Source organism: Streptomyces silaceus (genome assembly GCF_001419745.1).
GTDB lineage: Bacteria > Actinomycetota > Actinomycetes > Streptomycetales > Streptomycetaceae > Streptomyces > Streptomyces silaceus.
The window spans coordinates 1-21,749 of record NZ_LIRJ01000025.1; the positions used below are offsets into that span (position 1 = coordinate 1).

Here is a 21,749-nt window from a genome sequence, read left to right on the forward strand (position 1 = left end):
CGCGGGGACGAGCCGGGCCGCCCCGGCCCGCAGCGCCCGGTCCAGCGCCCGCATCCCCTCCGCTCCCGTGAACTCCCGCATGCCGGTGCGCCGTTGGTATCCGGCACGCTCGTCCTCGCCCATCAGGGCGTCCACGCCGCCGACCCGCCACAGCGGCCAGGCCAGCGAGAGGGTGCGGCCGAAGGCCCGGCCGTCCCGCACGCGGGCGTCACGCCACTGCGCGTAGGAGTCGAGGAAGCGGTTGGCCGCCGCGTACGCGCAGGCGCCGAAGTCGCCGACGACCGAGGCGATGGAGGAGAACACGACGAACAGGTCCAGCGGCTCGTCGGCCGTCAGGGCGTCCAGGAGCCGCACGCCGTGCGCCTTCGCCGACAGGAGTTCCGTGAAGCGCGCGAGGTCCGTGTCGAGCAGGGTGCCCTGGTCGGCGGCGCCCGCGAGGTGGAAGACGCCGTCGAGGCCGCCGAAGCGCTCCTTCGCCCGGGTCACCGCCGCGCGCAGGGCCACGGCGTCCGCGGTGTCGGCGGTGACGAGCAGCACCTCCGCTCCGGACTCGGCGAGTTCGTCGGCGGCCGTCCGCGCCTCGGGAGCCCCGGCCGAGCGGCTGACCAGCACGAGGCGGGCCTGGTACGCCGACGCGAGGTGACGGGCCAGCTCCAGGCCGATGCCGCCGGTTCCCCCGGTCACGAGGTACGTGCCGTGCGGCTTCAGCGGGTCGGAGCCGCCGTCGGCCGGAGCGAGGACCTCCGCACCGCGCAGGGCGCGGACCTGGCGGCCCGCCGCCGAGTGGCGCACCTCCGCGCCGGCGAGCCTGCCGCCCTGGGCCAGTTCGGCGGCGAGCAGACCGGGCAGCTCGCGCCCGTCGGCCAGGCCGTCCGCACAGGTCACGGTGAACACTTCGAGGTGCGGCAGCACGCCGGTGGTGGAGAGCGCGAAGCCCGCCGCGGCCTCCTGGTCGGGGCGCGGCCCGTCCGCCGTCTCGGACAGGACGTAGGCGCAGCGCACCCGCCCGGCGGGCCGGACCGCGTCGACGGCGCGGGCCAGCGCCCGCAGCGAGCCGAGGCCGCGCGCGAAGGCCGCGTCCAGCGCCTGCCCCGCCGCGTCGGCCGCGCCCTCGCGGCCGTAGGGGACGGGCGCGGTCGTCAGACCCCACAGGTGGACGACGTCGAGGGAGCGGACGCCGTCACGCGTCAGTTCCGTCAGGAGCCGCTCGAAGTCGGCGGTACGTGTCGGGTCGACGGTGTACCGGTCGGTTCCGGTGCGGGCGAAGGACGTCGCGGCCCGCACCTCGACGACACGCCGTCCGCCGGGCAACGCGGCAAGGCCACGGGCCACGGAGTCGGCGCCCGCGTCGGTACCGGTCGTGGCGTCGCCCAGGACCAGGAGCGCGTCCGTGTGGGCGGGTGCGGCCGGGGCGAGGTCCCGGTCCTGCCAGGCCTGCCGGTAGAAGAACGGTTCGGTGGCACCGCCCGCGGAGACGGCACCCTCCCGCGGCTGTGCCGGGGCGGCGTCCAGGCGACGGCCACCGAAGTCGTCGATGCGGACGAGTTCGGCACCTGACTCGTCGAGGATGCGGACGTCGAAGCGCCGCAGGTCGGACGGGGACGACGCATCGCCGCGCGCCGGGGTGGCGTACGCGTAGCAGGTACGGGGCAGCCGTGCGGCGGGCGTACGGATCTCCAGGGCGCCGAGGCTGAACGGCACGGCGAGGCCGCGGCTCTCCTCCGGTGAGGGCAGGTCCGCCCAGTGGCAGGCGCGCAGGGCGCCGTCGAGCAGGGCCGGGGGCAGCAGCTCCGCCGCGCCGGCCGGGCCCGCGTCCCGGTCCATGCCCGGGTCCGTGTCCGGCAGGGCGAGGGCGACGAGTGCGCCGCCGTCGCCGTAGTGGACCTCTTCGATGACGTCGAAGGCCGGTCCATAGCCGAAGTGGGCGGCACGGTAGGCACGTTGGACGTCGGCGTCGTCACGGTGGTGCGGGCGGGCCGCGCGCAGCGCGTCGAGGTCGACGGGCGCCGCGGATTCGGCGCGCCGTCCGGCTGTCGGCGCGGACACCGTGCCCCGCACGTGCACGGTGCGTTCGGTGCCGTCCGACGTCCAGACGGTGAAGGCCAGTTCGGCGGGGTCACCGGCGCGCGCGAGGCTCACGTGGACGTCGCGCGGCGCGTCCCCGATGACCACCGGGCGTCCCCAGAGGACGTCCCGCAGGGCGGAGGCGCCGTCGAGTCCGGCGAGCCGGGCCGCGCCGCGCGCCATCTCCAGGCAGACCGTGCCGGCCAGCAGCCCGCGCCCCTCGATGACGTGGTCGCGCACCAGGGGCTCGTCGGGCCGGAAGGTCCTGCGGAAACGGATCTCGTCGACGGTGGATTCGTTGGCGTCGACCAGCGGGTGGAGGCGGGCCGCCACCGCCGCGCCGAGCCCGTCCGCGCCCGACCGGTCACCGGCGGGCACCCAGTGGCGCTCGCGGGCGAACGGGTACAGCGGCGCGGAGACGCGGCGCGCGGGCGTTCCCTCGGCGGGGACGAACGTGTCCCAGTCCGCCGTGCCGTTCCGCGTCCAGCGCGCGGCGAGCGCGAAGGCCGGACCGTCCTGCTCCGGCCGCGCGGTCCCGGCCGTGTCGGCCGAGAGGAGCAGGCCGGGGCACGGCGCGCCGTTCTCGTGGGCGCGCAGGGCGCGGACGAGCGCGGCGCCGTCCTCGGCGACCACGGCGAGGCGTTCCTCCATCACCTCACGCCCGCGCTGGAGCGTGTGGGCGAGGTCCAGGGCGCGGACGTGGTCGCGTTCGGCGAAGTCGGCGAGGCGGCCCGCGTACACGCGCAGCCGTTCCGCGTCGCGTGCCGAGAGCGGGAAGACGAGCGGCTGTCCGAAGCGCTGCCCGGCGACGGGCTCGGCGGCACGCTCGGGGCCGCCCAGGTGCTCCTCGATCACCAGGTGGGCGTTGGAGCCGCCCGCGCCGAAGGAGCTGAGCCCGGCGCGGCGGGGCTCTGGGCCGAACGCGCCCTGGGGCCGGGGCCATGCGGCCGCCTCCCGCTGCACCCGGAAGGGGGCTCGGCCGAAGTCGATGTTGGGGTTGAGCTCCTCGGAGTGCAACGAGGGCACCAGGCGCCCGTGCTTGAACTGGAGCAGCACCTTGGTGAGCCCGGCGATCCCGGCGGCCGATTCGAGGTGCCCGATGTTCGACTTGACCGAGCCGATGGGCCGGCGCTCCTCCCGCCCCGCGGCGGTGCCGAAGACCTTGGCGAGTCCGGCGATCTCGATCGGGTCGCCCAGGGAGGTGCCGGTGCCGTGGGCCTCCACGTAACCGATGTCGGCCGGGCCGAGGCCCGCGCCGTCCAGTGCGCGGCGCACGGTGTCGGCCTGCGCGTGCGGGCTGGGCACGGTGTAACCGTTCGTACGGCCGCCGTGGTTGACCGCGTGGCCGCGGATCACGCCGTAGATGTGGTCGCCGTCGCGCTCGGCGGCGGCCAGCGGCTTCAGCAGCACCGCGCCGACGCCCTCGCCCGGCACGTACCCGGTTCCTCCGGCGCCGAAGGCACGGCACCGGCCGTCGGCGGAGACGAAGCGGCCCTGGCTGAGGAAGACGTACTTGTACGGGTGCACGGAGAGGTTCACGCCGCCCGCGACGGCCATCTCGCTCTCCCCCGCGCGCAGGCTCTCGCAGGCCAGGTGGATCGCCGTCAGGGACGACGAGCACATGGTGTCGAGCGCGAGGCTCGGCCCGGTCAGGCCCAGGGTGTAGGAGACGCGGTTGGCGATCGAGGCGAACGACGAGCCGGTGACGCGGATGCCGCCGCGCTCCGCGTCGGCGGCGCCGTACAGCTGGTACTCGCCGTACATCACGCCGACGAAGACGCCGACGCCGCGCCCGGACAGCTCGTCCCTGCGGTATCCGGCGTCCTCCAGGACGTGCCAGGAGTTCTGGAGGAAGAGGCGCTCCTGCGGGTCCATCAGCTCGGCCTCGCGGGGCGAGATGCCGAAGAAGAGCGGGTCGAAGCGGTCGACGTCGTTCAGGAAACCGCCCCACTTGGACGAGGCGCGGCCCGGCGCCGCGGGGTCCGGGTCGAAGTAGCGGTCGTGGTCCCAGCGGTCCGCGGGGATCTCCGTGACGCAGTCGCGGCCCGCGGCGAGGTTCTCCCAGAACGCTTCGAGGTCGTCGGCCATGGGGTAGCGCCCGGTGAGCCCGATGACGGCCACGGCACCGTCGTCGCCGGGAGCCGGGGCGGGCGACGAGGTGTCCGCGGGCGTCGGCCGGGGCGCCCGCACCACGGTGGTGGTGGCACGCGGGGCCACGGGTGCGGCAGCGGCCTCCCGCGCGCCCGCCAGTTCGCCGAGGCGTGCGGCGTGCTCCGCCGTGAAGTAGCCCGCGAGCTCCGCCAGCGTCGCGTACTCGAAGAACAGCGTCTTGGGCAGGTCGTCGAAGTGCCGTTCCAGCTCGGCGTTGAGCTGGGTGATGACCAGCGAGTCGATGCCGTAGCGGTCGAAGGGCGCCTTCAGGTCGATCTCGGCCGGGTCGAGCTTGGTGCGCCCGGCGAGCAGTTCACGCAGGAAGGTGCTCGTCCATTCCGTCAGGTCCGCGTCGGACGGCTCCGCGCCGGCCGCTCCCCCGGCCGCGGCGGGCCGCGGGTCCCTCGGCACGGGAGCGGGTGCGAGCGCCGCGGCCACGCGGTCGGGGTCGCCGTGGCCGACGAGGACCGCGCCGTCGTGCCGGCTCAGTGCCTCGTCGAGGGCGGCGAGGCCCGTGGCGGTGGGCATGGGGGCCAGGCCGAGGCGGTGCCGCATGGCCCGTACGGCGTTCTCGTCCTGGCGCATCCCGCCGTCCCGCCACAGCGGCCAGGCCAGGGACAGGGTGCGGCCGGAGCGCAGGCCCGCGTCGGCCAGGGACCGGCGGCGCTCGGCGAAGGCGTCGAGGAAGGCGTTGGCGTACGCGTAGTCGCTCTGTCCGGCGTTGCCGAAGACACCGGCGATGGACGAGAAGCAGACGAAGAAGTCCAGCGGGTCGTCGGCGGTGAGCCGGTCCAGGTGGACGGTTCCCCGCGTCTTGGCGGCGACGACCTCGGTGAACTCCTGCCAGGTCTTGTGGAGGAGGTAGGAGTCGCGCAAGGTGCCCGCCGCGTGGACCACCCCGCGCAGCGCCCCGTGGTCGGCGCGGACGGCGTCGAGCAGGGCGCGCAGCTCGTCCTCGTCGGCCACGTCCGCGCGCCGGAAGGTGACGTCGTGTCCGGCCGCGCGGAGCGCCTCGACGCGCCGCTCGGCCTCGGGCCCCGGGTCGGTCCTGCCGGTCAGGACGAGGGTCGCGGCCTCGGTGCCGCTCGCGAGGTGCTCGGCGACGGACAGCCCGAGACGCCCGGCGCCACCGGTGATCAGGCAGGCGCCGCGCCCGATGGGCACGGTGCCGCGCTCTCCGTCGGCGGGCGCGTCCAGGCGCCGGAACCGGCGTACGTGGCGGACGCCGCCGGTGTGCCGCGTCTCGGACTCGCCGTCGCCCGGCGCGGCCAGTTCGGCCACGAGGGCGCCCGGCGTCGGGGTCGCGGCGTCCAGGCCGACGAGGCGGAGGGTCAGGCGCGGGTTCTCCAGCGCGGTGGTGCGGGCGAAGCCCGCGAGGGCGGCCGTGGTGGGGTTCGCGCCGTGCGCGTCGGTGCGGTGGGCGATCAGCAGGGCCGTGCGCGGGCCGCCCCGGCGCGCGAGGAGGGCCTTGGTCAGCGCGAAGACGCCGTGCGGGCCGTGGTCGAGCAGGGTGGGCGCGAGCGCGTCCGCGGGGTCGCTCGCGGAGCACCAGGTGTGGAGCACGGCGGCGGGTGTGCGGTCCGTCGCGGCGAGGCGGTCGAGGAGCGCGGCGAAGTCGGCCTGGCTGCCCGGGTCCACGGTGAAGTGCCCGCCGTCGGCCTCGGTGAACTCCGTGCCGGGGGTGACCAGGACGACCTCGGGGTCCGTGTCACCGGCGGTGCGCAGGGCGTCGACGAGTTCGGCGCGGGACGCGGGGCCGTGCGCGAGCAGGAGGTACGGGCCGGGGGTGGCCGCGGGAGGCTCCCCTGTCGCGGCCACGGGCTGCCACTCGCTGCCGAACAGCGCGGTCCCGGGCTGTCCGTGTTCGGCTCGCAGCGTACGTACGGACAGGTCACGCAGCCGGACGAGCGGCGTTCCCCCGGGGTCGAGGACGTCGACGTCGGCCTTGGTCTGCTTCTCCCCCGCGCCGTGCGCGGGCAGCGTGACGTGGACGAGGCAGCGCGGGGTCAGCGGCCCGAACACCTCCACCTGGCCGACCGCCAGCGGCAGATACGTGGTGCCGTCGTCCTCACGGGCGGCGAGCAGACCGACCACGGCGTGCAGGGCTCCGTCGAGCAGCGCGGGGTGCAGGGTGAAGCCCCCGATGGCGTCGTCCGGGCCAGGCCCTTCACAGGACTCGGCGTGCGCGTCGGGGAGTTCGAGGACGCCGAAGGCCTCCGCGTCGCCTCGGCGCAGCTCGCGCAGGGCCCGCATCGCCGGGCCGTAGTCGAGCCCGCGCTCCCGCAGCAGGGCGTACAGCTCGGGCGCGTCGAGCAGGTCCGGACAGCGCCCGGCGAGTACGGCCGGGTCGACGGGGGCAGGGCTGTCGCCCTGGCCGCGCGGCGCGAGTTCGCCTCGCGCGAAGACGTCGGGTCCGCCCGTGCCGTCGCCCGCGCCACCGGTGACGGCGAACCGCGCGCCGTCGCCGTGCGGGGTGAGCCGGATGTCGACCGTGCGCGGCCCGCCCGCGAAGGACAGGGGCCGCTCGAAGGAGACCCTGCTCAGCGAGACACCGCCCGCGCCCACCCGTGAGAGCGCGAGGTGAGCGGCGGCGCGGGCCATCTCCAGGTGGCCGACGGCGGGCATGATGGGCTCGCCGTTGACGCGGTGGTCGGCCAGGTAGAACTCGTCGCCGGTCAGCGAGGTCGTGTAGCGGTGCTCGGCAAGGGTGGAGACGTTGGCGCCCAGCAGCGGGTGCAGCGCCCGCGGTGCGCGCTCGGCGGCCTGCACGGACGCCGGTCCGTCCGGGGAGGGGGTCTCGGGGTCGAGCCAGATCCGCCGGCCCTCGAAGGGGTAGGTGGGCAGCGGGACACGACGGCGGCGCTCGTCGCCGTAGAAGGCCGGCCAGTCGACGTCCGCGCCGCGCAGCCAGGCGGTGCGCACGGCGTCCAGGAGCGCCCGCCCCGCGAGCTCCGCGCCGGGCGTGAACGTCCGCTGTTCTCCCGGGACTTCGCCGTCGCCGGTCATGCAGCCGGGTGCGGAGCGCTCGCGCAGGGCGCGTACGGCGTCGGCGCGGTCGGCGCACACGACGGCCCGGCGGTAGCGGTGGGCCTGACGGCCGAGGGCAAGGGTGTACGCGGTGTCGGCGAGGTCCGTGTCGGGGTGCCGGTCGAGGTGGTCGGCGAGGGCGTCGGTCAGGGTCTCCAGGGCCGTCGCGGTCTTCGCGGACAGCACGAGCAGCTGCTCGTCGCGCGGCGAGGGGTCGGTGGGCAGCGGTCGCGGGGCCTCTTCGAGGACGGCGTGCGCGTTGGTGCCGCCGATGCCGAAAGAGCTGACGCCCGCCCGCAGGGGTCCCTCGGCGGTCCAGGGCGCGGTCTCGGTGCTGACGTAGAACGGGGTCGCCGCGAAGTCGATGGCGGGGTTGGGACGTTCGAAGTTCAGGGTCGGCACCAGGGAGCGGTGGCGCAGCATGAGCGCGGTCTTGATCACGCCGGCCACGCCGGCGGCGGCGTCGAGGTGGCCGACGTTCGACTTGAGCGAGCCGATGGCGCAGAAGCCGGTGTCCGGGGTGCCGCGGCGGAAGGCGTCGGTGAGCGCGGAGACCTCCACCGGGTCGCCGAGGCGGGTGGCGGTGCCGTGCGCCTCTACGTAGGAGATGCTGTCCGGGTCGGTGCCGGAGACGGCGTGTGCCTCGGCGACGACGGCCGCCTGTCCCTCCTTGCCGGGGGCGGCGTAACTCACCTTCAGGGAGCCGTCGTTGTTGGTCGCGGTGCCCTTGATGACGGCGTGGATCGTGTCCCCGGCGTCGAGGGCGTCCTCCAGGAGCTTGAGGACGACGATGCCGACGCCGTTGCCGAGCACGGTGCCGCTCGCGTCCGCGTCGAAGGTGCGGACGCGGCCGTCGGCGGAGAGGATCGCCCCCTCCTCGTACAGATAACCGCGCGTCTGCGGGAACTTGACGGTCACGCCGCCCGCGAGCGCCATGTCGCACTCGCCGTTGATGAGCCCCTGGCAGGCGAGGTGGATGGCGACCAGGGAGGTCGAGCAGGCCGTCTGGACGCTGTAGCTCGGGCCGCGCAGGTCGAGCTTGTAGCTGACGCGGGTGGCCAGGAAGTCCTTGTCGTTGCCGACCATGACCTTGAAGTGGTCGGAGGTCGTGGTCTGGTCGATGCGGGGCAGGACGTTCTGCTGGAGGTAGGTGTTGATGGCCGCGCCGCCGTAGACGCTGATGAGTCCGTCGTAGCGGCGCGGGTCGTAGCCCGCGTCCTCCAGCGCCGTGTGGCAGCTCTGCAGGAACAGGCGCTGCTGCGGATCGACGACCTCCGCCTCGGCGGGGGTGAACTCGAAGAACCCGGTGTCGAAGAGGTCGGCGCCGGGCAGGACGCCGTGCGCCCGGACGTAGGCGGGGTCCCGGCGCAGCGCCGCGGGGATGCCGGCCGCGGCGAGCTCGTCGTCGTCGAACCGCGAGATGCCCTCGCGGCCCTCGCTGAGCAGCTCCCAGAACTCCCCCACGCTGTCGGCGCCCGGGAAGCGCCCGGCCATGCCGACGATGGCGATGTCGTTCCCGGACACTTCGGTGCCGTCGTGCGAACTCACGGTCGTTCCCTCTTCCCTTGCTGCTCGGCTCCGGGGGCGGTGGTCGGTCGGCTCAGAGCGCGGCGAACCGGGCCGCGCGCTCGCGCAGCAGCGCGGTGGTCTCGGACATCAGCTGTTCGGCGATCGCGTCGACGTGGCGCGACTGCCAGGACTCCAGGACGGTGCCGCGCACCCAGGAGTTGAAGGCGCCCAAGGCGGGCCCGCAGTAGATCAGGTAGTCGACGGTCCGGCCCTCCTCGCCGCGCAGCGCCAGCTCGAAGCCGCGGTCGAGGTAGGTGCGGAAGGCGTCGGCCATGTGCCGCTTGGGGTCTCCCCCGGTGGCGGCGGGCGCCTCGGGGAGCGGTCCGCGCAGGAACTTCTCCTCGATCTGCCGCCGGGTGGGCCCGTCGATGTCGTCGAGGCGGTCGTGGCGGCGCCACAGCTCGTGCAGCTTCCCGGCGCGCGCGGGCAGGAAGACGCCGCGCTTGACGACCTGGGCGCGTACGCCGAGTTCGAACATCTCGGCGGCGGGGGCGAGGGCCACGTCGTGGACGTCGAGTTCCTGGAGCAGGTCCTTGACGGCCGGGCTGGTGGCCGCCTCGGGCGTGCACTGGTTGATGGAGCCGGTGAGCAGGAAGTCGGCGCCGAGCAGGAACGCGGCGGCGGCGGCCTCGGGGGTGCCGATGCCGCCGGCCGCGCCGACGTGCACCCGCGGGCCGGTGCCGGCGGCGGCGTCGCGCAGCCGGACGACGGCGGGCAGCAGCGTGGCGAGGCTCCCGGCGGCGTCGTACCAGCCGGAGCCCACCTCGACGCACAGGTCGTCGGCCAGCGGCACGTCCGCGTACCGGGCGGCGTCGTCCTCGGACACCTGCCCCGCGTCGACCAGGCCCCGGACGAGGGGGCGCGGGGCGGGCGCGAGGAAGGCGGCCGCCATGTCGGTGCTGGACACCTTGGCGAGCACCCGGCCGCCGCGCAGCCGGTACTTGACGAGGGCGGGCGTGATCCGCAGGAAGCCGGACGCCTCGACGGTGCGGACGCCCTTGCGCAGCAGGAGGTCGACCAGCGCCGACTCGCGCTCCGGGGCGGCGTGCTGGTGCGACAGGTTGGCACCGTGGGCACCGTCGGCGCCGAGGCGGGCGCGCACCGCGTCGAGGCCCGCCTCGATCTCCGGCTGGGAGAGTCCGCCGGTTCCGAAGAAGCCCATGCCGCCGGCCTTGGCGAGGCGTACGAGGAGGTCGGCGCCGGAGATCCCTCCGTACATGGAGCCCGCCAGGTAGGCGTACCGCAGGCCGTAGCGCTCGCGGAAGGAGGCGGCGCCCAGTGCGGAGGGGCCGGACTCCGTGGGGCCCATCGGGGCGGCGGGCACCACGGGTTCGGTCTTGACGGCGGGCGCGGGCTGCTCCGTGGCGGGCGCGGGCTGCTCCGTCACCGGTGCGGTCACGGTGACATCCGCGTCGTCCCCGGTCAGCGGCTCCGCCTCCGCCTTGATCTTCGTGACGAGCTTGCGCAGCACCGCGCCGGGTCCGAGCTCCCGGAACTCGAAGTCGCCGTGGGCCATGAGCCGGCGGACGGTGTCGGTCCACCGGACCGGCGAGGCGATCTGCCGGGCGAGGAGTTCCTTGACCTGGCCCGGTCCGTACGGCCGGGCGTGCGCGTTGGCGATGACGGGGATCGCCGGGTCGCGCAGCGCGAAGCCGTCGAGGTAGCGGCCGAACTCCTCGGCCGTGTCCCGCAAATAGCGGGAGTGGAAGGGCGCGCTGACGTTGAGGGTGACGTAGTGCGCGCCGATCCCCTCGAACGCGGGCTTGGCCCGGTCGATCTCGTCGGCGGGTCCGGCGAGGACGAACTGGGCGGGGGCGTTGTGGTTGGCGATGTCCAGGCCGGTCAGGCCGTGCTCCGCCAGCGTCCGCTCCACGGTGGCGAGATCGCGGCCGAGGACGGCGGCCATCCGGCCGCCCGCGGCCCGGCTCATCAGCTCGCCGCGGCGCGCGACGAGCCGCAGCCCGGTCCCGAAGTCGAAGGCACCGGCGGCGAACAGGGCGACGTACTCGCCGAGGCTGTGCCCGACCAGGTAGTCCGGCGGGGTGGGGTCCTCGCGTCGCGTGCGCAGCCAGGTGAGCGCGCTGACCACGTACAGCGCGGGCTGGGTGAACTGCGTGAGCTTCAGCTCGCGGCGCGGGTCCTCGACGCACAGCTCACGGATCGAGTACCCGAGTACCGCGTCCGCGAGCGCGGTCTCCTCGGGGAACTCGTCGAAGAGGTCCTTGCCCATGCCCTTGGCCTGGCTGCCCTGGCCCGGGAATCCGTACACCTTCATGACGCCGTCCTTGGGCTCGGGGGATGCGGGGGGCGTGGCAGGTCCGGAGGGCCGCGCGCGCGGCGGCAGTGCGGCGCGCACCGCGGCCAACGACCGCACGTCGTCGCCCAGCGGGCCGAGCAGCGGCAGCGACCGTGAACCGGAGCCCGCCGGCAGGCCGTTCCTGGTGAAGTTGTGCAGGGTGCCGGACGGCCCGAGGTCCACGTACTGGAAGGGTCCGCGCCGTTCGAGTCCGGCGAGGGTCTCCTGGTACGCGATGGGTTCCCTGGTCGCCCGCCACAGGTGGTCGACCGTCATCCGGTCGACCTGGCCCGCGGTGGCGCAGGACACGACGGGGATCCGCGGCGGCCGCAGCTCCGTCCCCGCCATGACGGAGCGCAGCAGCGGCTCGCCGGCGTCCATGTGGCGCGAGTGGAACGCGTACCCCACCGGGACGCGATGACACACGACCTTGCGGGCCCGCAGGAGGTCCTCGGCCGCGACCAGGTCGTCGTGGGTGCCCGAGAGCACGAAGTGCCCGGGGTAGTTGCGGGCGGCGACCTCGGTGCGTGCGCCCAGGAGCGGGATCTCGTGGTGCAGCGCCACGTCGTCGAGGACGGCGAGCATGCCGCCGCGCGGCGCGTCGCGCAGCACGGCGGCCTGGCGGACCAGGAGCCGTACGCACTCCTCGGCGTCGAGGACACCGGCGACGACGGCCGCGGTGAACTCGCCGAGGCTCGCGCCGAGCAGCAGGTCGGGGTGGATGCCGTGGTGGGCGAGGGTGTCGGCGAGGGCGAGTTCGACCATGACGATCGCCGGGTGGGTGAACCGGATGTCGTCGAACGGTTCGGCGCGGCCCCGCCCGGGTGCGTACAGCGTCGCGAGGACCGACTCGCCGAGCTCGGCGGCGGCCGCCGCGTCGAGCCGGTCCAGGGCGTCGCGGAACACCGGCTCCGCCTGGTACAGGGACCAGCCCATCCGGCTGTACTGGGAGCCCTGGCCGGAGAACTGGAAGACGACGGGCCGGTTCAAGCGCGTTCACCGCTCTGCTGTTCGCGTATCTCCTCGACGCGGAACTCGCCCTCGTGGAAGACCCCGAGACCGGCCGGGAGCGGCCTCTCCGGGAGCGCCGCGTCGGCGAGTTCGCCGACCGGCTGGTCGAGGCCGGCGAGCATGGCCTCCAGGACGGACTGGAGGCCGAGCAGGAGCCGGGTCGCGCCGGCGTCGGTGACCTGGTCGCGGTGGTAGGAGAGGTGGACGGTGACGACGTTGGTGGGGAAGACGTCCAGGCGCAGCGGGAAGCCCATCTTGGAGACGAAGAACGCGGTGCCCGAGCGCTCCATGGTGTCCACGCCGACGTTCTGGAACACGATGTAGCTCTCGCACGGCAGCGTGCCCTCGGGCAGGTCGCTCCAGCCGAGCACGGCGTCCAGAGGTGTCGTCTCGTGGGTGCCCATCTCGACGAGGGCGCCGAAGACGTCCTTGAGGAACTCCCCCGCGTCGCGGTCCCGGTCGAGGCGGGTGCGCAGCGGCAGGATGTTGAAGGCGGGGCCCACCATGGTGGAGAGCGCCTCGGGGTCGGCGACCGGCGAGGACCGTCCGGCGAGGAGCACGCCGTGCACCACGTCGTCGGTGTCGGTGTAGGCGGCGTTCACCAGCGCCCAGGCGCCCTGGAAGAGTGCGTTGAGCGGGAGGTGGCCGCGCTGGGAGAGGCGGCGCAGGCCGAGAGTGGTGTCCCGGTCGAGGGTGATGATCTGGCGGGCGCAGCCCTCCTCGGCCGGGGCGGCGGGCAGCTTCCGGCGGAGCCCCTCGGAGAGGGCGGTGGGGCGGGTGAGGCCCGCGAGGGCACGCCGCCAGTACGTCTGGGCGGGCGCGTCCGGCAGGGCGCGGACGCCTTCGACGAACTCCTTGAACGGCAGCCGGTCGAGGGCGGGGCTCGGGGCACGGCCCGTGGCCGCCGCGTCGAGGAGTTCCTGGAGCCGGTCGGTGACGATCTCGAAGCTCCAGCCGTCCAGGCAGAAGTAGTTGAGGCTGACCACGACCAGCGCGGTGTCCGCGTCGAGGAGGGCGACCAGGTAGCGGAGCCCGGAGGCGGTGCCGAGGTCGACGCCGCGTTCCCGGTCCGTGGCGAGGTAGGCCTCCAGGTGCGCGTCCTGTGCGGCGCCGGGCAGCCCGCGCCAGTCGGCGAACGTCGTCTCGGGGGCGGCCTCCTCGTGCACCACCTGCACCGGCTCGGCGAGGCCGTCCCAGGCGAAGGTGGTGCGCAGCAGCGGGTGCTCGGCGATCAGCCGGCGGAAGCAGTCGACGAAGACGTCCTCGCTGAACTCGGAGACGCGCAGCAGCTGCATGCGGTGCACGAGGAACAGGCCGGGCTCGGGGTGCTCTCGCCATTCCTTGAGGGCCCACCGCTGGAACGGCGAGAGCGGATAGACGTCGACGACGCCCGGCGCCCGGGACAGCTCGCGCAGTGCGGCGTCGGCGTCCTCGCCGGCGACCGCGGCCGGTGCGGGCGTGGCGGTGGTGGCCGCAACGGCGGCGGCCTGTTCGTCCAGGGCGGCGGCCAGCGCGGCGACCGTGCTGTGCCGGAAGATCAGCTGCGGTGCGAACTCCAGGTCGTGCAGCCGGGCCTTGGCGACGACGTGGATGGTGTGGATCGAGTCGCCGCCGAGCTCGAAGAAGTTGGTGTGCACGCCGACCTCGTCCAGGCCGAGCACCTCCGCCCACAGCTCGGCGAGGACGCGTTCGGTGGGCGTGGTGGGCTCGGCGGGTGCGCCGTCGGCGACGCCCTGGTCGAGGACCGGCGGCAGCGCGTCGCGGTCGAGCTTGCCGTTGACGCCGACGGGCAGGGCACGCAGCGGCAGGAACGCGGACGGGATCATGTAGTCCGGCACGCGGTCCTTGAGGAAGCGGTGCAGTGCGCGCACCAGTTCGGCGCCCGCGCGGTTGAAGGCGGGGTCGTTCGTCAGGGCGTCGGCGCCGCGCGGTCCCTGGGGCAGGGTGTGCGCCAGGTCCAGGCGGTGGGTGCCGGTGCGGCTGAGCAGGACGGCGTAACTGCCGTCGGCCGCGTCCGGCATCCAGGTGACGGTGACCGTGCGGCCGGTGTCCTCGCCGAGCAGCCACCACTGCTCGGGGTCGACGTGGCCCGCCGGGTCGGGCGCGGTGTCGCGGACGAGCTCGCCGACGATCTCCTCGCCGTCCCGCTCGCGGAGCCGGTCGAGTTTGTCGTTGACGTCGGCGAGGCGGGCGTTGGGCACGCCGAGCACCGCGAGCGCCTCGGGCCCCTCGTCGGCGAGGCGGCGGCGCACCGCTTCGATGCCTCCGCTGTCCGTCCAGTCGAGCGTGACCACCTCGGTGCCGTGGTCCGCCGCGGGCTCGTCGACGTGGAGGACGGCGTCGTAGCGGTAGCGGGTCATCTCGTTGTCGTGAGTGCCCCGACGCAGCTGTACGTCGACGCCGGTCAGCGTCGGATGCTCCGCGCGCAGCGCCGTGAACAGGGCGGGGTGGACGAGGAGTTCCTGCTCCTGGCGGGTCTGGCGAGCGATCCGTGCGCGCAGGCGCTCGACGGGGAGCTTCGCGGTCGCGCGGCTCAGTTCGACGTCGGTGTGGAAGGTGTCGAGCAGGGCGAGGTTGCGCACGTCGCCGACGAAGACCGCGCCGCCGGGGGCCACGCTCTCCAGGGCCTGGCCCAGGACGGTGCGCAGATAGGCGGCGTCGGGGAAGTACTGCACGACGGAGTTCAGGATCACGACGTCGAAGGGCCCGTCACCGGCGCCCGCGACCTCGTCGGCGGCGTGGTGCGAGAGGGTGACGCCGGCGAGTTCGGGGCGCTCGTCGATCAGCCGGGTGCGGACGAAGTCCAGGGCCGCTCGGGAGATGTCGGTGCCGTGGTAGCTCTCGCAGTGCGGGGCGATGCGGGAGAGCAGCAGCCCGGTGCCGCAGCCGATCTCCAGGACGCGCCGGGGCTTGAGGGCGAGGATGCGGGCGACGGTGCCGTCGACCCACTCCTTCATCTCCTCGGGAGCCAGCGCCTCGCCGGTGTAGCTGCTGTTCCAGCTGATGATGTTGAAGTCCGCGTCGCGCGGGTCGGTGCCCTCGGCGTAGGCCTGGTCGAAGACCTCAGCCCACTGGCCGACCCGCTCGGTCATCGGGTCCTCGTCGGTGGTCTCCGCGGCGGGTGCGGCGGCGGGCACGACGTAGGCGACGAGCTGCTTGTGGTCGGGGTCGCGGCTGTCGTCGCGGGTGACGACGGCCGCCTCCAGGACGTCCGGGTGCTGGGTGAGCGCGGCCTCGACCTCGCCGGGCTCGATGCGGATGCCGCGGACCTTGACCTGGAAGTCGGCGCGGCCGCGGTACTCGACCGCGCCGTCGGGCAGCAGCCTGGCCAGGTCGCCCGTCTTGTAGAGCCGCTCGCCCTCGGCGCCGAACGGGTCGGGGATGAACCGTTCCTCGGTGAGGTCGGGCCGGTTGTGGTAGCCGCGGGCGACCTGCACGCCGCCGATGTGCAGTTCGCCGACGACGCCGACGGGCACGGGGTCGAGCCGCTCGTCGAGGACGAGGACGCGGGTGTTGGCGATGGGGCGGCCGATGGGGACGATGCCGCGCTCGTCGCCGGGCACGCACTGCCAGGCGGTGACGTCGACGGCCGCCTCGGTCGGGCCGTAGAGGTTGTGCAGTTCGGTCCGCGGCAGCCGGGCGAAGAACCGCTCCTGCAGGGCGAAGGGCAGGGCCTCGCCGCTGCACACGACGCGGCGCAGGTCCGCGCAGTGCTCGGCGAGGCCGTCCTGGGCGAGGAAGACCTGGAGCATCGACGGCACGAAGTGGCAGGTGGTGACACGCTCCTTGTGGATCACTTCGGCGAGCCGCGCCGGGTCCTTGTGCTCGTCGGGGCCCGCGACGACCAGCGTGGCGCCGGTCAGCAGCGGCCAGAAGAACTCCCAGACGGAGACGTCGAAGCTGAACGGCGTCTTCTGGAGCACCCGGTCGGTGCCGTCCAGCCGGTACCGGTCCTGCATCCACAGCAGCCGGTTGACGATGCCCCGGTGGGTGTTGAGGACTCCCTTGGGCTGCCCGGTGGAACCGGAGGTGTAGATCATGTACGCGAGGTCGTCCGGGCCCGCTCCGTGCGCGACAGGCCCCTCGGGCCCCTCGGTGATCTCCGCCCAGCGCGTGTCGAGGGCGACCACCTCCGCGTCCGTCGGCGGCAGGTCGGCGACCAGCCGCTCCTGGGTGAGGACGATTCCCGGGGCGGTGTCGGCGAGCATGAACGCGCGGCGGCGGGCCGGGTAGTCCGGGTCGACGGGCACGTAGGCGGCGCCCGACTTGAGGACGCCGAGCAGCGCGACGACCAGCTCGACGGAGCGTTCCGCGCAGACGGCGACGAAGGTGCCGGGGCCCGCGCCGCGCCGGCGCAGCCAGTGGGCGAGCAGGTCGGCGCGGCGGTCCAGTTCGGCGTAGTCGACGCTCTCGCCGTCGAAGACGAGCGCGGGCGCGTGGGGCGTGCGGCGCGCCTGGTCGGCGATCAGGTCGTGCAGCGGGCGGTCCGCGCCGTCGAAGTCGACGGCGGTGTCGTTCCACTCCTCGACGATCCGGTGGCGCTCGGCCTCCGGAAGCACCGGGAGCCGCGAGACGGCGAGCTCCGGCCGGGCGGCCGCGGCCTCGGCCACCGCGCGGAAGGCGTCCATGAAGCGGCGTACGGTGTCCGGATCGAAGACGTCCCGGTTGTACTCCACCTCGACCAGGAGTTCGTCGGCGCAGTCGACGACGCTGATCCACAGGTCGAACTTGGACGTGTCGATGCGTACGCCCTCGATCGCCTCGATGACCAGCTCGTCGCCGGGCTTGAGCTCCCGTGCGGGCAGGAAGCTGAAGCAGACCTGGAAGAGCGGGTTCTGCGAGAGGTAGCGCTCGGGCTGGAGCGCGTCGACGAGGACCTCGAAGGGCACCTCCTGGTGCTGCTGGGCGCCGTTGACGACCTCCTGCACCCGGCGCAGCACCTCGCGGAAGTCCGGGTCCCCGGACATGTCCGTCTTATAGACGAGGGTGTTGACGAACATGCCGATGAGCGGCTCGATGTCGACGTGCGTGCGGTTGGTGACCGGGGAGCCGACCGGGATGCCGCTCTGCCCGGTGTAGCGGTGCAGCAGGACGTTGAGCGCGCCGAGCAGGACGACGAACAGGCTGACGCCCTCGCGGCGGCAGAGCGCCTGGAGGTCGTCGCGCAGGGAGCCGGGGTAGATGTCCCTGAGGTCCCCGCCCTCGAAGGTCTGGACGGGCGGCCGGGGCCGGTCCAGGGGCAGTTCCAGGTTCTCCGTGCCCTCGCCCAGCTGGTTGCGCCAGTAGTCGAGCTGGGTCTCCAGGTGGTCGCCCGAGAGGCGCTCCCGCTGCCATGCGGCGAAGTCCGCGTACTGCACGCGCAGGTCGGGCAGCGGGGAGGGCCGGTCGGCCGCGAACGCCTCGTACAGGGTGAAGAGTTCCTGCCAGAACAGGCCGAGCGACCAGCCGTCGACCACGACGTGGTGGGCGTTGAGCAGCACCACGTGCAGTTCGGGTTCCAGCCGGTAGAGGGTGATGCGCAGCAGCGGTCCGGTGGCCAGGTCGAACGGCCTGCGCCCCTCGTCGAAGACCAGCGCGTCCAGGCGGGCCGGGTCGTCGGCGACGTCGACCAGGTCGACGGGCACGCGGACGTCGTCCAGGACCTCCTGCCACGGCTCGCCGTTCTCGCTGGGCAGCCGGGTGCGGAGCGACTCGTGCCGGCGCACCACCTCCTCGGCGGCGCGCTCCAGGACCTCGCGGCGCAGCGGCCCGCGGAGCCGGAAGCTCATCGGGACGTTGTACGCGGGGCTGTCCGGCACCATCTGGTCGAGGAACCAGAGGCGGCGCTGGGCGAAGGAGAGCGCGGGCCGGTCACCGGCCGGACGGCGCGGGATGCCGGTGGTCCCCGACAACCGGGCGGCGCCGCTCAGCTTCTCGAGGAGCGCCCGCTTCTGCGGGGACAGTTGCGACTTGCGTGAAGTGGCGAGGTCTTCGGGGGACATGGGGCGGGGAACTCCTCTGTGTCGACGGCGGCGTCCTGGCCTGGCCGGTTCACGCGAGCAGGGTGCTGACGGTCTCTTCGGGCAGCTCGTCGATGCGCTCGATCAGCTCGGCTTCGAGCAGCTGCACCATGTCGCCCAGGGTGCGGGCCTGGAACAGCTCGCCGAGGTCGAGCTCGAAGGGGAAGCCGCTCTTGAGCCGCGAGATGATCTGGGTCGCCAGGATCGAGTCGCCGCCGACCTCCTGGAAGTCGTCGTCGGGGCGGGCCGAGGTGACCCCGAGGACTTCCCGCCAGGCGTCGACGACCAGCGCCTCCAGGGGGCTCCCGGCGGTCTCGCCGGCCCCTGCGGCCGCCTCGGCGGCGGGGGCCGCCACGGCCGCGACGGCGGCCGTCTTGACCTGGGTCTTCGCGGCGGCCGCGACCGACGCCGGGCGCGTGGCGTCGACCGGGCCCTCCAGCGCGCCCTCCTTCTCCGCGAGGACGACGGCCTGGTACGCCTGGTCCTCGCGCACGGGCGCCGGGGACAGCCCGCGCACGGCCCGGAACCCGCCGCGCTCCAGGGCCTGGCGCCACAGGGAGACGCTGAGCAGCGGGGATCCGGGCAGCCTGCAGTCGTCCTCGAAGGACCACCAGCCGCCCATCAGGCCGAACGTGAGCGTGAAGAAGTCCTGGGCGCGGGTGGTCTCCAGGAGGATCAGCACACCGCCGGGGCGCAGGAGTTGCCGGGCGTGGGCGAGGGTGGCGTCGATGTTGCGGGTGGCGTGCAGGACGTTGCAGGCGAGGACGAGGTCCTGGCTGCCCGGCTCGAAGCCCTGCTCGGTGGGCGGGGCCTCGATGTCCAGCGGCGCGAAGGTGACGAAGGGGTGGTCCTTGCCGTACTGGTTGCGCCCGTACTGGGTGAAGCCGCGGGAGATGTCGGTGTACACATAGCTCAGCGGGCCGTCCGTGTCGTCGAGCGCGGGCAGCACCTTCGCGGAGGTGCCGCCGGTGCCCGCGCCGATCTCCAGGACGGAGACCGCGGCCCCGGGGTCGCGCTCGCGGCGTGCCGTCACGTACCGCGCGACGAGCCCGGCCACCAGGCCGTTGGTGTCGCCGTCGCTGTGGTAGACGGCCTCCACCGCGTCGAACGAGCCGCCGGGGAAGAGTACTTCGTGTGCCTTCCTGCTGCCGGTGAGGACCTCGGGGAACTCCTGGAGGCAGATCGTCAGGAGGTGGAAGTACCCGTCCATCTCCGGGTAGTCGGCGGTCACCTCGCGCTTGAGGGCGGCGAGTTCGTCCTCGTTCCAGGTCAACGCCTCGGGGTCGGTGACGAGTTCGGTGGTGACCAGCTCCTCGCCCTCGGCGCGCAGATAGCCGCCCTCGGTGAGGACGCCGAGCAGTCCGTGGAAGAGCGGCGCGTGCTCGTCGACGACGCCCAGTCGGCGTACGAGGTCGGCCTCGGTGTGGCGTTCGTCCGCCTGCGCGAAGACGTCCATGCGGCGCAGCGAGGCGAACAGCATGCGGCGGCAGACCTGGGTCAGCTCGCGCACCATCACGTCGGAGCGCAGCGCGGCCTCCAGGTCGCCGGCCGCCGGGTCGGAGCGCAGGTGCGCGTCGGCGGCGGCGTCGAGGTCGGCGAGGACGGACGGCACGGCGCCGGCCTGCGCCTCCTCGCGGGGCGCGCCGGGCGCGGTGCCCTCGGCCCAGACGTGCGGGAACACCTCGCGCACGAAGGGGTGGCCCGGCAGGCCGATGCGGCGCGGGGCACCGCCGGTGTGCAGGCGGGGCCAGTCGACCGTGGAGCCCGCCGTCCAGGCCGCCGCCAGTTCGTCGGCGTCACGGCCGGTGGCCGTACCGGCCGCCTGGCGGCGCTCGGCGACCTGCCCGTGGTGGACGCCGGTCACGTCGGTGACGCCGCCCGCGAACGCGTCGAGGCGCTCCAGGAGTTCGGCGACGGAGTCGGCGGTGACGGCGAGCCGCTCGGCGAACGCCTCACGGCCGACCTGGAGCGTGTACGCCACGTCGGCGAGCGCGTCGTCACCGAGCCCGGCGGTCCGCAGATGCGCGGCCAACTCGCCCGCCTTCTGGCGCAGTTGCTCCTCCGACTTGGCGGAGAGCGGTACGAGCTGACGGCGCCGGGGCCCCTTGCGGGCGGCGGCCGGGGCCGCGTACTCCTCGATGATCACGTGGGCGTTGGTGCCGCTGTAGCCGAAGGAGCTGACGCCGCCGACGCGCGGGGCGTCGCCGTCGGCGGTCCAGTCGGCCAGCTCGCGGCTGACGTAGACCGGGCTGTCCTCGAAGTCGGCGTGCTTGTTCTCCGTACGGAAGTTCGCGGCCGGGGGGAGCTTCCCGTGCCGCAGGCACAGCAGCACCTTGATGGCGCCGAGGACGCCCGCGGCGCCCATCGTGTGCCCGATGTTGGCCTTGACCGAGCCGATCGCGCAGAACTGCCTGCGGTCGGTGAACTCGGCGAACGCCTCGGTCAGGCCGAGCACCTCGATCGGGTCGCCGAGGCTGGTGCCGGTGCCGTGCGCCTCGACGTACCGCAGCCGGGACATGTCGACGCCGCCGCGGCGGTAGACGTCCCGCAGCAGGGTGCTCTGCGCGGTGGAACTGGGCGAGGTGATGCCGGAGGTGCGGCCGTCCTGGTTGGTGGCGCTGCCCCGGATGACGCCGAGGATCCGGTCGCGGTCGCGGACCGCGTCGGACAGCCGCTTGAGGACGAGAACGCCGACGCCCTCGCCGACCAGCATGCCGTCGGCGTCCGCGTCGAAGGGGCGGCAGGCACGGCCCGGCGAGACGGTGCCCAGGGCCTCCATCGTGACGAACGTGCCGGGGTGGTTGGCCACGTACACACCGGCGGCCAGCGCGAGGTCCGACTCGCCGTCCAGCAGCAGGCGGCGCGCGACGTCGACGGCGACGAGCGAGGACGAGCAGGCGGTGTCGACGGTCATCGCCGGGCCCGCGAGGTCGAGCTGGTAGGCGAGGCGGGCCGCCATGATGCTGGTGTCGGAGCCCATCAGCGCGTGCGCCGAGTACTCCGCCTGGGGCGCGAGGCCGGTGCTGCCGACGATCGTGGCGACGGCGCGCCCGCGCAGCGCCGAGGCGTCCTGGCCCGCGTCCTCCAGGGCGTGGTAGCAGGATTCGAGCAGGACGCGCTGGGCGGCGTCCATCGCGGCGGCCTCGCGCGGGGCGATGCGGAAGAAGGCCGGGTCGAACTCCTCGCTGCCGGCCATGGCGCCGTAGCGGGGCGGCGCGACGTCCGGGAAGTGCTCGGCGAGCAGCGAGAGCGCGACCGGGTCGTCGACCTCGGTGGTGCGGTCCTCGCCCGAGCTGATCACCTCCCACAGCTCGTCGGGGTTGCGCGCGCCCGCGGTGCGGCAGTGCATGCCGATGACCGCGATCGCCTCGGGCGGCGCCGCCCGGTCGAGGAGGGCGGCGACGCGCTCGGCGAGCGTGTCGAGGTCACCCGCCTCGGACACCGCGCCGGTCGGGAGGGCCGTGCCGAAGCGGGCGTTGACCTCTTCGGTCAGCGCGACGGCCGTGGTCAGGTTCAGGCCGAGGTCCTGGAAGGAGGCCTCGGCGGCTCGCTCGGGAGTGACGTCGAGGACCCGGGCCGCGAGCTCCGACAGCGCCTGCTTGACGTGGGGCGACATTGACTCTGCTTCTCCT

Annotated in this window: 4 protein-coding genes; all 4 read right to left on the bottom strand. The window is 74.2% G+C overall.

Translation table 11 applies throughout. From position 1 onward, the window contains the following. The coding region (locus AOK22_RS02305) for an SDR family NAD(P)-dependent oxidoreductase (protein WP_157872162.1) at positions 1-8,790 on the bottom strand (8,790 nt) is incomplete at its 3' end. Between the two features lie 52 nt (positions 8,791-8,842). After that, entirely contained in the window at positions 8,843-12,097 is a 3,255-nt protein-coding gene (gene fabD, locus AOK22_RS02310) for an ACP S-malonyltransferase (protein ID WP_055696829.1), read from the bottom strand. Then, a complete protein-coding gene (locus tag AOK22_RS02315) occupies positions 12,094-18,099 on the bottom strand; it encodes a non-ribosomal peptide synthetase (protein WP_055696830.1) in 6,006 nt (2,001 codons plus the stop codon). The genes fabD and AOK22_RS02315 overlap by 4 nt, the downstream gene beginning before the upstream one ends. 49 nt (positions 18,100-18,148) lie before the next feature. After that, on the bottom strand, positions 18,149-21,733 hold the full coding sequence (locus AOK22_RS02320) for a beta-ketoacyl synthase N-terminal-like domain-containing protein (protein WP_055696831.1): 3,585 nt from the start codon (positions 21,731-21,733) through the stop codon (positions 18,149-18,151). Between the last annotated feature and the right edge of the window lie 16 nt (positions 21,734-21,749).